The 13824-nt window shown below is 52.8% G+C and carries 11 protein-coding genes and 1 tRNA gene; 6 read left to right on the top strand and 6 right to left on the bottom strand.

The window, feature by feature from the left end; translation table 11 throughout:
* Positions 1 to 26: 26 nt before the first annotated feature.
* From QMG27_RS10100 to QMG27_RS10085, 4 genes are all read right to left on the bottom strand, one after another.
* Positions 27 to 1148, bottom strand: coding sequence for an NADH:flavin oxidoreductase/NADH oxidase (locus QMG27_RS10100; protein WP_281810968.1), 1122 nt, complete (start codon positions 1146 to 1148; stop codon positions 27 to 29).
* 91 nt (positions 1149 to 1239) lie between these two features.
* A complete protein-coding gene (locus QMG27_RS10095) occupies positions 1240 to 2535 on the bottom strand; it encodes a hypothetical protein (RefSeq protein WP_281810966.1) in 1296 nt (431 codons plus the stop codon).
* A gap of 45 nt (positions 2536 to 2580) precedes the next feature.
* Positions 2581 to 2665 (bottom strand) — tRNA-Leu (locus QMG27_RS10090).
* A 194-nt stretch (positions 2666 to 2859) separates the two neighbouring features.
* Positions 2860 to 4647, bottom strand: a complete 1788-nt coding sequence (locus QMG27_RS10085) for an ATP-binding protein (RefSeq protein ID WP_281810964.1) — start codon at positions 4645 to 4647, stop codon at positions 2860 to 2862.
* A 218-nt stretch (positions 4648 to 4865) separates the two neighbouring features.
* Between QMG27_RS10085 and QMG27_RS10080 the strand changes: the two genes are divergently transcribed.
* From QMG27_RS10080 to QMG27_RS10065, 4 genes are all read left to right on the top strand, one after another.
* Positions 4866 to 5510 carry a response regulator transcription factor gene (locus tag QMG27_RS10080; protein WP_281810962.1) on the top strand — a complete coding sequence of 215 codons (645 nt, stop codon included), beginning with the start codon at positions 4866 to 4868 and terminating at the stop codon, positions 5508 to 5510.
* A 135-nt stretch (positions 5511 to 5645) separates the two neighbouring features.
* On the top strand, positions 5646 to 5972 hold the full coding sequence (locus QMG27_RS10075; protein ID WP_281810960.1) for a hypothetical protein: 327 nt from the start codon (positions 5646 to 5648) through the stop codon (positions 5970 to 5972).
* 66 nt (positions 5973 to 6038) lie between these two features.
* Positions 6039 to 6953 (top strand): cysteine synthase CysM, encoded by a 915-nt coding sequence (cysM, locus tag QMG27_RS10070; RefSeq protein ID WP_281810958.1) that lies wholly within the window; start codon positions 6039 to 6041, stop codon positions 6951 to 6953.
* Complete coding sequence (locus QMG27_RS10065; RefSeq protein ID WP_281810956.1) at positions 6950 to 7177, top strand: sulfurtransferase TusA family protein; 228 nt, start codon at positions 6950 to 6952, stop codon at positions 7175 to 7177. The genes cysM and QMG27_RS10065 overlap by 4 nt, the downstream gene beginning before the upstream one ends.
* A 16-nt stretch (positions 7178 to 7193) precedes the next feature.
* On the opposite strand, the gene galU is transcribed toward QMG27_RS10065, so the two are convergent.
* Together galU and QMG27_RS10055 are read right to left on the bottom strand one after the other, a co-directional pair.
* Entirely contained in the window at positions 7194 to 8078 is an 885-nt protein-coding gene (galU, locus tag QMG27_RS10060) for a UTP--glucose-1-phosphate uridylyltransferase GalU (RefSeq protein WP_281810954.1), read from the bottom strand.
* Positions 8079 to 8117: 39 nt separating this feature from the next.
* Positions 8118 to 11225 (bottom strand): valine--tRNA ligase, encoded by a 3108-nt coding sequence (locus QMG27_RS10055; RefSeq protein ID WP_281810952.1) that lies wholly within the window; start codon positions 11223 to 11225, stop codon positions 8118 to 8120.
* Positions 11226 to 11392: 167 nt separating this feature from the next.
* On the opposite strand from QMG27_RS10055, the gene QMG27_RS10050 reads away from it, so the two are divergent.
* Together QMG27_RS10050 and yaaA are read left to right on the top strand one after the other, a co-directional pair.
* On the top strand, positions 11393 to 12982 hold the full coding sequence (locus QMG27_RS10050; RefSeq protein ID WP_281810950.1) for an ABC transporter substrate-binding protein: 1590 nt from the start codon (positions 11393 to 11395) through the stop codon (positions 12980 to 12982).
* A 65-nt stretch (positions 12983 to 13047) separates the two neighbouring features.
* Positions 13048 to 13818, top strand: a complete 771-nt coding sequence (gene yaaA / locus QMG27_RS10045) for a peroxide stress protein YaaA (RefSeq protein WP_281810948.1) — start codon at positions 13048 to 13050, stop codon at positions 13816 to 13818.
* Positions 13819 to 13824 lie beyond the last annotated feature (6 nt).

Here is a 13824-nt window from a genome sequence, read left to right as displayed (position 1 = left end):
TCCTGTTCGTGTTCTATCGTTGGCGCTTAGCGCTGCCCCATGTGCACGGACTCAAAAATGCCTTGTGCTTCGCGCGGCATGCATCGCCAGTACTGCGGGCTGGCTTGCACTTTGCCGTTCAAAGCGGCAGCTGCTTCCCACACCCAACGGGGTTTGTAGAGGAAGGCGCGAGCGAGGGCAATCAAATCCGCATCGCCGCGCGCCAAGATGTTTTCGGCTTGCTGCGGTTCGGTGATGAGGCCCACGGTGATGGTGGGCATGCCTGTCTTTTGCTTGACTAGTTTGGCAAACGGCACTTGGTAGTCAGGGCCAATGGCGATTTTTTGTTGTGCGGCCACGCCACCCGAAGAGATGTGCACAAAGTCTGCGCCTGCGAGTTTCAAACGCAGCGAGAAGTCGGCTGTTTCCTCGGGCGTCCAACCGTTCTCCACCCAGTCTGAGGCGGAGATGCGCATGCCCAGCGTGCCTTTGTAAACCGCGCGCACAGCTTCAAACACTTCCATGGGGAAACGTGTGCGGTTGTCAAAGTTGCCACCATAGGCATCGGTGCGATGGTTGGCGATGGGGGACAAAAACTGATGCAACAAATAGCCGTGTGCGCCATGCAGTTCGATGGCTTCAATGCCCATAGCTTCGGCGCGTTGGGCAGCTTTGGCAAACGCTTGTTTGATGCACTCTAGGCCTTGTGCGTCTAACTCATGCGGCGCAGTTTCTTGGGGCAGATGAGGAATGGCTGACGGGCCAACGGTGGACCAACCGCCTTGATCCATAGGCAGTAACTGCCCACCTTGCCAAGGCGCTGCGCTAGATGCTTTGCGCCCTGCGTGCGCAAGCTGAATACACACTGGCACATGGGGCGCGAGCTTGCGTGCGCGATGCAATTTGTCTTGCAAGGCTGCTGCTGTGGCGTCACCCCACAAGCCTAAGCATAGGGGTGTGATGCGCCCCTCTGGCACCACCGCAGTGGCCTCGATGATGAACATGGCTGCGCCGCTGTTGAGCAGGTTGGCCCAATGCGCCAAGTGCCAGTCGGTGGCATGGCCGTTTTCTGCCGAGTATTGGCACATGGGAGCCACGATGGCGCGGTTAGCCAGAGTCAGCGGGCCACGAGGCGAGGTGAGGGTGAATTCAGAAAATAAGTGGCTCACAGAAAACTCCAGAAACAAAAAAGCCTGCGGTTGAGGCAGGCTGGATCCTAATCAGGCGGACGACAAATCTGTGGCATCTGGGCGACAGTGCTTAGCCCAAATCCACCTTGAAGTCATCTGGGTTGCCTTTGTCGAGCTGGGTATCTTCTTTGTGTACTTTTTCTTCGAAGTCGGTGAGGCGGCTGTTGAGTGCGTCCACGTTGTGTTTGATACCCGCCAAGCGGCCATGAAAGGCGTCGTTGATTTGCTCGCGCTTGAGCTTGGCTTGCAGCTTTTCTGCCTCGGTCGCAGGGGCGCGTGGTGCTGCGGCAGGCTTGACTTGCGCTTTAGCCGTGGAGGCTTTGGCTGCTGCAGCTGTGTTTTGTGCAACGCCGCTGGCGCTACTTCCGCTGGGGAAATCGACCTTCTTACGCTCAACTGTGTCAGAGGGAAGTTGCTCGAAATGTGACTCAATCTTGCCGTTGTCAACGCCTTGGCGATTGATGCCAGGCGGCGCATTTTCAGGCGCAGCCTGTCGGTTCAAGATGGCTGCGTCTGTGGCGATGGGTTGGTTGTTGGGGCCAATGCCCGCAGGGGTTTCAAGCACTTGGTTGTTGGTGGCCAAGTTCTCTTGAGGCAGGGGCTGCTTGTTGTCTTGAATGGCGAGCTTGGCAATTCCTTGCTCATTCGATGAATGGGGGGTGCTTTGGATGCCTTGGCGGTTATCTGCTGTGCCATCATTTGGCAGCGTTTGACGATTGTTGATCGACTCATCTGCTGGCAGTGCCTGCAAGTTTGGCGCAGCGGCTGGATCGTTGCCGATACCTTGGCGATTCACACCAAGTGTGTCTTGTCCAACGGCTTGGTTGTTAGCGCTGAAACCACTTGCCTCCAAGGCTTGTTTGTTGGTGGCGACGCCATCAATCGCAATGTTTTGCACGTTGGCGCCAATGACATCGGTGGGGATATTTTGGCGATTGGCTTGAATGCCTTTGTCAGCCGCAATGTTCTGAATATTCGCTTGGATGTTGTCCGTGCCAATGTTTTGAATGTTGGCATCTATCACGTCCGTTGAGACGCTTTGCACATTGGGCGCTGCCGCTCCACTGTTGGCAATGGTCTGACGATTTTGTGCCGTTTGATCAGCCGTGATTTTTTGGATGTTGTCGTCAGCGGATGTTTCAGTCGCTATGTGTTCGGTGTGCTCAGCCAATGCGTCTGCTAAAGCTTTTTTTGCTTCTAGCTCGGCGAGTGCTTTTTGCTCGAACGCACGTTTGCGCGCCTCGGTCTCTTCTTCGTGAGACGTGACAATGTTTTTTGGGGTCTTGGCGTTGCCTGTGTGTTCGGAAACCGAAACAGAGTGCTCTGTGCCACTTCTGACTATGTTGGAAAACTCGTCGTCATGCATAGGATTGATGGCGCGTTATCGAGTCAGGACGGTAAGAGATACCGATGGTGCCCGGGGCCGGAATCGAACCGGCACGCCTCGCGGCGGGGGATTTTGAGTCCCCTGCGTCTACCAATTTCACCACCCGGGCACGGGAGAGAAGACCAAGATTATGCCACAGATTTTTTGGCGTATTGGCCTGCTGTGAAAAAACTTGTGTCATGCTGGTGAATCCGGATGGGGTGGGAGAGTTTGGGGTAGCGCAAGACCGTGTCTAGTAAGGTATCGACAGAATGCCTTAGGTCTTGAGAGATAGCGCTGAGTGCGGGTATCGGCTGTCGAGGGCTACTGGGAGATTTCCGAGAACTTGGACTCAACAACGGCAATCACTTGTTGGAAGCTCACGGGCTTGTGTAGCACGGGGATGTTGAGTTCTGAGAAATATTGGATATGCGACGGCGAGGTGTCGGCCGTGACAATCATGGCGGGTATTTCTTCGTTGTAAAGCTCCCTGAGCTTGCTGATCATTTCAGCACCTGAGCTTGTTTTTAAACGGTAGTCGCTGATGATGAAGTCGATGGTGCTTGCGTCAAGTAGTGCCATTTGATTGGCGAAGGCATCTCGCTCTAAAGCGACTTTGATGACGATGGCCCCCCGTGTTGTTAAGGCTTGCGCGTAAGCCTCCAACACAACCGGATCATCCTCGATCACTGCAATGGTTTTCCCCAGAATGGATGCAGAAGAAATCTTTTTTCTTTGTGTGCGATAGGGGTGTTCATCTAAAACGTCAATCTGCTCTGAAACAGGAAATTTAGTCGACACGGTAAAGACTGTGCCATGGTCGATTTTTGAATCGATAGAAATCTCAGCGCCAATCAATTTGCAAAGCCTGCTCACAATCGATAGACCTAGCCCTAATCCGTCGTGATGATCGCGTGTTTTGTCGACGCGGAAAAACTCTTGAAAAATTCGTGACTGGTCATCAAGCGAAATGCCACACCCTGTATCCGTCACGGATATGTGTAAACAGTTGGCATAGCTGAAAAAATTGACAACGACTTCGCCTTGATCTGTGTAGTGGATCGCGTTGTTGATCAAGTTCAGCAACATTTGACTCAGCAAGGCCTCATCTCCAACGGCATATTTAGGGCCTATGTTGAATTGAATTTTGAGTTGCTTATGCAGCGCATGAGGTTTAACAACCGCTTTGAGCGATTCAACCAATCGTTCGATTTCAAACGGCTGATTGGTGGATCTGAAGCTCATGCTGTCCAACTTGCTGATGTTCAACAAGGCTTCGAACATTTCATTGAGCGTGACGACGCTGTTCTTGATTTTGCTGATGGTGGCTTTTTCTGTCGGTGGCATCGCATCGGTATTCAGTGAATCTAGATACATGTTCACCGCATACATGGGCTGGCGAAGATCGTGGCTTGCTGACGCTACAAAATTTGACTTTGCCACGTTGGCTGCAATCGACTGATCCCTTTCAACGGAGAGTTCTTGATAGAGTTTTTCGTTGCGTAGTCTGAGTCGCACAGACTCTTCAAATGTTTTCGAAAAGTTCTTGGCGATTTTGATGACGCAGATGAACAAGATCGAAATTCCGATCGCAAAAGGCCATGGAAAAATATCACGATTCCACAAGACAGTCGAAATCGCAGGCACCATGGTTGGAATGATGAAACTGTAGAAAGTGGGCCAGTGAACGCAGTAGCCAAACATCGCGTTGAACATGCCGCCTGCTGTGACGTAGAGATAAATCATGCGATTCATCGTGTCTAAGTCTGGGACCAACAAAATCCAGCCGAGTCCCCAACCAAAACCGATCAGTGCCACACCGAATGTGACAACCGCCAAGTCTTTATTGGGGTTGTCGATTTTTTCTTCTTGGTATTCGAGTTTTGCAGTGAACCAAGTTCGGATGAACGTAGCAACCGCCATGTAAGCCAGCCAAATGGTTAACTTAAGAGGATCCGCGTCGTCATAAAAAAGTAGGAGTGCAAATAGCGGAGCCAGAATGTTGGTCACAGTCACCGAACGGGCTGTTTTAACAATGTAGGCAGATTTTTGTTTTGCGATCTGGCTAGACGAAAAGTTATTGAAATCAGTCGTGTTGAGGGTGTGGGGCATGGCACGTCGCTGTGGCAGCTCTTTGGAAAACTAAAGGCACGCAGTTGGTAAGCCAGCTGGACGTGTGTCCATCCATTGCTCACAATCTGGGTATCAACATATCTATTTTTTGAAAATATTGCCATAGCACATTAGATCTATCCCAAGTATTTAAAAAGTGCTCAAATCTTTAGTCTATTTGTCGTACAACAGATTGACTATTGTTCATCAGCATGTGATTGATTAGCATCGAAGAAAAATTAATCCATATGCGTAAAAAAGCACTTCTGATAGTTGATGATCATCCCGTTTACAGAGATGCTTTAGGCGATAAATTTTGTTCTGAATTTGCTAAGTTACAGGTTGCTGTAGAGCTTGCAGCTGATGCAACTGAAGGCCTTGAAATTCTGCAAAGACTGAGTGACCACGATTTGGTGGTGGTGCTTGATATTCTTTTACACGGCATCAGTGGCGAAGATGCCATTGCGTTATTCAAGTCTCAGGCAAACGTCAAGCATGTGGTGGCGATTTCTGGGCTCGACGAAAGTGAATGGAAGAAAAAAGCACTTCGCTCAGGTGCTTCAGCCTTTATTTCTAAAAACAACGTTAGTCAATTCATTTGTGATGAAGTCAAAGCACTGATGGATATGCCGAGTCTGCAGTTGAATGCGGCAGCGCAGGAAGGGTTGGAGTTTCGTTTGACAGCGCGACAACGCGAGGTCTTGGAACTCATTGCCAACGGTCATCCCAATAAGATCATTGCAGATCGACTCTCAATCAGTGAGCAGACTGTGAAGATCCACATCAATCAGATTTTTCGTGAATTAAAAGTGTTGAACCGTACTCAAGCGGCTCTGAAAGCTCAGAAGTACATGATTGTTTGAGTGATTCAATTTAAGTACATATTGCCGATCATTACAACCTTAGTTACGTTTTGAAATGTACGGTAATAAAACTTTGGAGCGATTCATAAAAATCTTTGGTAACGCGCATGTTGCGAGTTGCTGGGTGATCTTTTTATGACGCAATCGTATAAACAATTGTTGGCGCAGCTTGCACCAACCTCCGCTGATGCTCAGTTGGATCAACCGACTGAAAATAAAAATAGATTTGAAAAATTGCTGGTTTGGATTGACCAAAACATTGATTCGCCCATTTCTTTGAATGACTTGCTGGCGCAATCAGGTTTGTCATTGCTTGAGCTGAACAGGCAGTTCAAGCTACATACCAAACAGTCGCCCCTTCAATTCATCAAAGAATTTCGAAAATTCAAGCAGGAAGCGGCGTTGGCCAATCAGCCGATCATCGATCAAACCTACGCTTTGTTTGACCCATTCAAAAAATGAGGATTTTTGGGTGTCAATGAATGGGGTGTGAAGCAAGGCATAAGACTTATGGCACAGTAATGCCTTATGAGCTCACATCCGATTTATCCCACGATTGAAGGCGCCATTGGCAAAACACCGCTGGTGGCCTTGCAGCGCATTGGCGCAACTGACAATGCCAAGCGCGGCAACATCGTTTTGGGCAAGCTAGAGGGCAACAACCCGGCTGGCTCTGTGAAAGACCGTCCTGCGTTGTCGATGATTCAGCGCGCGCAAGAGCGTGGCGATATCAAGCCTGGGGACACCTTGATTGAGGCGACCTCAGGCAACACGGGGATTGCGTTGGCGATGGCGGCTGCCATCAAGGGCTATCGCATGGTGCTCATCATGCCGGAGGACTTGTCGATTGAGCGTGCCCAAACCATGAAGGCGTTTGGTGCAGACCTGATCTTGACGCCTAAGAGCGGTGGTATGGAATACGCCCGCGACTTGGCTGAGCGTATGCAAAAAGAAGGCAAAGGGCGAATGCTCGATCAGTTTGCCAACGAAGACAACCCACGCATCCATTACGAAACCACAGGCCCAGAGCTGTGGGAGCAAACGCAGGGCCGCATCACGCACTTCGTGAGCGCCATGGGTACGACGGGCACCATCACCGGTGTGTCGCGCTTTTTGAAAGAGAAAAACCCTGCCATTCGCATCATCGGCGCGCAGCCCTCAGAGGGCTCGCGCATTCCTGGCATTCGCAAATGGCCGCAAGAGTATTTGCCAAAGATTTACGACGCTAGCAACGTGGATGAGTTGGTTTACGTGAGCCAAGACGATGCCGAAGACATGTGCCGCCGCTTGGCCCGCGAAGAAGGCATTTTTGCTGGCATTTCAGCGGCGGGTGCTTGCTGGGTGGCGATGCAAATTGCCCAGCAGGTTGAGAACGCGACGATCGCTTTCATCGTGTGTGACCGAGGTGACCGCTACTTGTCGACTGGAGTGTTTCCCGCATGAACTTCGATGTAGAAATTGACACACGCGGGTTGAATTGCCCCTTGCCTATTTTGAAAGCCAAAAAGGCATTGACGGCGATGGCCAGTGGCCAAGTGCTGAGAGTGGTGTCCACCGACACAGGCTCGGTTCGCGACTTTGCGGCCTTTGCCAAGCAGACTGGAAATGAACTGTTGTCGCAAACCACCGAGGGCAGCGACTTTGTTCATATCTTGAAGCGACGCTGAATTAAGCGTCGCTAAGTCAGGCGACGTTGAGTTGCTTCAAGTAATCGCGAAACTCTGCGCCGACTTCGGCGTGTTGCAAGGCGAGCTCAACGCTGGCTTGTAAGAAGCCTACTTTGCTGCCGCAGTCGTACCGCTTGCCTTCGTAGGCGTAGGCCAACACTTTTTCGGTGGCCAACAAACCTGCAATGCCGTCGGTGAGTTGAATCTCACCTTGCACACCTCGGCCACCTGCGCGAATGCGTTCGAACACGGCTGGTGTCAAGATGTAGCGACCAGCCACCGTGGTGCGAGAGGGGGCCACTTCGGCTTTGGGCTTTTCGACCATTTGTTGGATGTCAACCAAGCCATTGCCCAAGTCTTTGCCCGCGACCACGCCATAGCGGTGCACATGCTCCAAAGGCACTTCTTGCACGGCCAGCACAGAAGACTGTGTGCGTGCAAACACATCGGCCATTTGCTTCAACACACCTGGACCACCTGGCTTGCCACGCATCAAGTCATCAGCCAGCAAAACGGCAAAGGGCTCGTCACCCACCAAGTGTTCGGCACACAACACGGCATGGCCTAAGCCCAGCGCGCGTGCTTGGCGCACGTAGACGCATTGCATGTCGTCGGGTTGCACGCTGCGCACAATGTCGAGCAAGGCTTGCTTGCCTGCGGCTTCGAGTTCAGTTTCCAACTCGTAGGCCATGTCAAAGTGGTCTTCAATGGCGCGCTTGCTGCGGCCTGTGACGAAGATCATTTCACGAATGCCAGCTTCATAAGCCTCTTCCACGGCGTATTGGATGAGCGGTTTGTCCACCACGGTCAGCATTTCTTTGGGGCTGGCTTTGGTGGCGGGCAAGAAGCGTGTGCCCATGCCTGCAACAGGGAAAACGGCTTTGGTGAGAGCTTTGGTCATATGCGAGAAATTAATAGTTTTGGCAAGTTTAGCGGCGCTTTATTTCTGCAGCTTGACAAGTTGCTCCTGCACCTTGGTCAAAGTGGCTGTGAAGTCGGCCACGCGTTTTTTGGCTTCTTCAATCACCGCAGGTGGGGCTTTGGCGACAAAGGCTTCGTTCTTCAACTTAGAGCCGGCTTTTTCAATTTCGTTTTGCAAGCGCTCGACTTCTTTGCCCAAGCGAATTTTCTCGGCGGCTACGTCCACTTCGATGAACAAGCACACACGCAACTCACCAATCACGGCCACAGGTGCGGCTTGTGCAGCGGCCGACCATTCGGCTTCACTGTCAAACACCTTGACTTCGCTGAGCTTGGCCAAGGCTTGCAACACTGGCGCGACGCTTTGCATGAAGGCATGTTCTTCGGCGCTGCCAGCCAGCGCAAACAAAGGCATCCGCGTGGCGGGTGACACGCCCATTTCGCCACGCAAGTTGCGGCAGGCATCGACCAGCGATTTCACGCGGGCGACATAGGCCTCAGCTTGCTCGTCAATGCGCTCAGGCTGGCTCACAGGGTAGGCTGCGATGCTGATGGACGCTGATGTGTCGTCAGCCGCTTTGCGACCCGCCACCACCGCCACGGTTTGCCACAGCTCTTCGGTGATGAAAGGGGTGATGGGGTGGGCCAAACGCAAAATGGTTTCGAGTGTGCGAATCAATGTGCGGCGCGTTGCACGTTTTTGCGAGTCATCGCCCACATTGATTTGCACCTTAGCGATTTCTAAATACCAATCGCAGAACTCGTTCCACACGAAGTCGTAAATCGTGTTGGCCACGTTGTCTAAGCGATAAGCTGCAAAGCCTTCTGCCACTTCGGCTTCCACACGCTGCAGCTTGGACACAATCCATCGGTCGGCTTGGCTGAACGTCAAGTACCCATGGGCTGAGCCACCCACGCTGCATTCTTCTTTGGTGTGTTCTTTGAGGCCGCAGTCTTGACCTTCGCAGTTCATCAGCACAAAGCGGGTGGCGTTCCACAGCTTGTTGCAGAAGTTGCGGTAGCCCTCGCAGCGCTTGCTGTCGAAGTTGATCGAACGACCCAACGTGGCAAGTGCCGCGAACGTGAAGCGCAGCGCATCTGCACCGTAGGCCGGAATGCCTTCTGGGAATTCTTTTTCAGTTTGCTTGCGCACCTTGGGTGCGGTCTCGGGCTTGCGCAAACCTTGGGTACGTTTTTCGAGCAGAGGCTCAAGTGTGATGCCGTCGATCAAGTCCACAGGGTCGAGCACGTTGCCCTCTGACTTGCTCATCTTCTTGCCTTGGGCGTCGAGCACCAGGCCGTGGATGTACACATGTTTGAACGGCACACGCCCTGTGAAGTGCGTGGTCATCATGATCATGCGGGCGACCCAGAAGAAGATGATGTCGTAGCCGGTGACCAGCACAGAGGATGGCAGGTACAGGTCGTAATCCGTGGAGCCGCTGGCGAGGGTGCCGGAACCGGCCTTGCTCCCACTCTCTTCGCTCGCAATGTCGCTGCGTCCAGTCCCGACACCCTCGCCAGCTACTGGCCAGCCTACAGTGCTGAAAGGCACCAATGCGCTGGAGTACCAAGTGTCGAGTACGTCTTCGTCACGCTTCAAGGTTTTGCCCGCACCCGCCTTGGCCTGTGCTTCGGCTTCATCGCGAGCAACGTAAACATTGCCGTCTTCGTCGTACCAGGCCGGGATCTGATGGCCCCACCACAGCTGGCGCGAGATACACCAGTCCTGGATGTTGTTCATCCACTGGTTGTAGGTGTTGACCCAGTTCTCGGGTACGAAAGATACCTGGCCGCTTTGCACGGCGTCGATGGCTTTTTGCGCGATGCTCTTGCCGGTGGCATCGCCTTTGCCGACTTGGTTCATGGCGACGAACCACTGGTCGGTCAGCATGGGCTCGATCACCTGGCCGGTGCGGGCGCAGCGCGGCACCATGAGCTTATGTTTCTTCACCTCGACCAACTGGCCTGCGGCTTCGAGGTCTGAGACGATACGTTTACGTGCCTCGAAACGATCAAGCCCTTGCAGGTGCGCTGGGATGAAGTTGCGAGCTTCATGCAAGTCATATGCACGGCTGAGTGTGCTTCTCAAGCTGTCATGAATTTGTTGAAGTTGTGCGTCTTTATGGACGATCTTCGCGTCCAGCGTTAATACGCAAACCATTGGCAGGTTGTGGCGAACAGCCACGGCATAGTCGTTGGTGTCGTGCGCGGGGGTGACCTTGACCACGCCCGTGCCGAATTCCTTGTCCACATACTCGTCCGCAATCACGGGAATGGTGCGGCCGCACAGCGGCAGGTTCACTTGCTTGCCGATCAGGTGTTTGTAGCGCTCGTCTTCTGGGTGGACCATCACGGCCACGTCGCCCAGCAGGGTTTCGGGTCGGGTGGTGGCTACGGTCAATGATCCGCTTCCATCGGCCAGGTCATAGCGGATGTGCCACATCGAGCCGTCTTCTTCCTCGCTCTCGACTTCCAGGTCAGACACCGCGCTCATCAGCACCGGGTCCCAGTTCACTAGGCGCTTGCCGCGGTAGATCAGGCCTTGCTCGTAGAGCTTCACAAAGGTCTCGGTCACTACCTTGGAGAGCTTGTCGTCCATGGTGAAGTACTCGCGGCTCCAGTCCACGCTGTCGCCCATGCGGCGCATCTGCTGGGTGATGGTGTTGCCCGATTGCTCTTTCCATTCCCAGACCTTGCTCACAAAGTTCTTGCGCGCTTCGGCGGGCGTGGGGCCCATGTCGTGGCGGCTGATGCCTTGGCCTTGCAGCTGGCGTTCCACCACGATCTGCGTGGCAATGCCCGCGTGGTCGGTGCCGGGAATCCAGGCGGTGTTGAAGCCACGCATGCGGTGGTAGCGCGTGAGCGAGTCCATGATGGTTTGGTTGAACGCATGGCCCATGTGCAGCGTGCCGGTCACGTTAGGTGGGGGCAACTGGATGGCGAAGTTTTTGCCGGCAGCGCTGGCCTCGGTGTTGGGTGCTGACGTGCCACGGTAGCCGGCCACGCCGTAGCCGCGTTTTTCCCACTCGGGGCCCCAGTGGGCTTCAAGGGCGGCGGGTTCGAACGACTTAGATAAGCTGTTCAAACCGGGTTGTTCGAGTGGGGTGGCGGATGCGTTGCTCATAGGGGTCTAGACAAATAAAAACGGCAAGCGCCAAGGCTGCCGTTGGGCCGAAATCGGGAATACACCATTTTACCTAGGGTGTAGGTAGGCAAGGTTGCGAGCGCCACTCTGAAGATTTGAGGTGTAACTTTGAAAAAATAGCCTTTTATGTTTAACAAGGGGTTTCCATGGGACGTATTTGCGGCATCGCCATATGCATGGTGTTGAGTTTGACCATGGCTGCCGTCGAGGCCAAAACATTGACGTTTTGTTCCGAGGGCGATCCAGAGACTTTGTCTCCCATTTTCAACACCAACACCACATCGGTGGACGTGACCACACAAATGTATGAGGGGTTGGTCGCATTCAAGAAAGGGACGACACAAATTCGTCCAGCACTGGCGGAGCGTTGGTCGATTTCAGACGACGGGCTGACGTATAAGTTTTTTTTGCGCAAAGGCGTGAAGTGGCATGCCTCAGACGATTTCACACCCTCGCGTGATTTGAATGCGGATGATGTGTTGTTTTCAATCCATCGTCAGTGGAATCCAGCCCATCCATTTTTCAAAATCAGCAGCGACCGACACCCGTATTTCAACGACATGAACATGGGGCAGGTGTTGGCATCGGTTGACAAAGAAGACCCCTACACCGTGGTCATTCAACTCAGCAAACCCATGGCTCCGTTGTTAGCGAATTTGGCCATGCCGTGGGCGAGCATCTATTCGCAAGAATATGCACAAGCCATGTTGCTGAAGGGAACGCCTGAGCGTTTGGATGAGAAACCGATTGGCACAGGTCCGTTTCAGTTCATCAGTTACACGAAAAATAAGACCATTGAGTTCAAGGCCTTCGATGCCTACTGGGGAGGGCGTGGCAAGGTTCAATCCTTGGTGTTTCTGATTGAGCCGAATTCTGAAATACGGCTGGCACATTTAGAGTCGGATGCCTGCCAAATTTTGGCTTACCCACCGCCTGTGGATTTGCAAAAAATCATGCGTAGCCACAAGCTCAAGTTGCTGAGTCAAACAGGATTGAATGTGGGGTATTTGGCCTACAACACAGAGAAAAAACCTTTTGATGATGTGCGTGTTCGACGTGCCTTGAACATGGCGATCAACAAAAGAAAAATATTGCGCGCGGTCTATAACCACACGGCCGTTCCTGCTGTGAATCCGTTTCCACCGATCCAATGGAGTTATAACCGCGAGGTGGACGATGACGAGTACAACCCCGCACGGGCTGTCCGTCTGCTGGCTGAGGCGGGCTATGCCCAAGGTTTTCAGGCTGAGTTGTGGGCCATGCCTGTGGCACGACCTTACAACCCAGATGCAGCGGCCGTGGCTAAGTTGATTCAAGAAGATCTGGCACAAGTGGGCGTCAGATTGGTGATCAAAAGTCCTGACTGGGCCGTGTATTCCAAAGGGATGCAAGCCGGTGCGCACCAGATGGCTTTGTATGGTTGGACCAGTGACAACGGCGATCCAGACAATTTCTTGAACACCTTGTTGGGGTGTCATGCCGTCAGAGGGAGCAATGTGGCCAAGTTTTGTCATATGGCCTACAACGATTTGGTGGTTCAAGCCAGTCAAACCACACGCATCGAAGATCGGACACGTTTGTACGAACGGGCGCAAAAAATCTTCAAAGCGCAGGCACCATGGTTCACCATAGCACACACCACACAATTCAAAGCCACGCGAGCTGATGTGGTTGGCTTTGAGTTAAGCCCGATGGGCATCAGTGAGTTCTTTGGTGTTGAGTTCAAGTCTCCCTGAGCTTGTCCAGGCATTTTCGATGCCCTTCATAATTCAGGCTTCTTCGTGAAGCCTTTTTTTGTGCCATGTTGTTTGTACTTTCCCCCGCCAAAGCCCTTGACTACGACACACCGGCAGGTGATGTGCCGCATACACAACCCATGTTTACTAAGCAGTCGGCTGAGCTGATTGCCGTGCTCAAAGACAAAACGCCACATGACATTGCCAGTTTGATGAGCTTGAGCGATGCCTTGGCTGCTTTGAATGTGACGCGTTACCAAGCGTGGTCGCCAAAGTTCACTGCTAAAAATTCAAAACCAGCCGTGTTGGCTTTCAATGGCGATGTGTACGAGGGCTTGGATGCCAAAACACTCAAGCCCAAACAACTCGATTGGGCACAAAACCATCTGGCCATCTTGAGTGGCTTGTATGGTGTGTTGCGCCCTTTGGACTTGATGCAACCTTATCGCTTGGAAATGGGCACCAGCTTAGCCAATGCACGCGGTAACAACCTCTACAAATTTTGGGGGGCTGACATTGCGGCTTATTTGAACGAGCGACTGCAAGGCGAGAAAGAACCCATTCTCATCAACCTAGCCTCACAAGAGTATTTCAAAGCGGTCGATCGCAAAACGCTCAAGGCCCGTGTGGTTGAGTGCGTGTTTGAAGACTACAAAGGGGGCAAGTACAAGGTCATCAGCTTCAACGCCAAGCGCGCACGCGGCTTGATGGCGCGTTACGCCATCACTACCCAAGCTAAAACGCCCAAAGACTTGGAAGGCTTTGATCTTGAAGGCTACGCTTTTGATGCTGCCGCTTCAGAGCCTGATCGCAAAGTTTTCCGCCGCAAACTCTGAACGCCC

Source organism: Limnohabitans sp. MORI2, from assembly GCF_027925025.1.
GTDB lineage: Bacteria > Pseudomonadota > Gammaproteobacteria > Burkholderiales > Burkholderiaceae_C > Limnohabitans.
The sequence above is the reverse complement of the archived record's forward strand: the minus strand, read 5'-3'. Positions and strand labels throughout refer to the sequence as shown.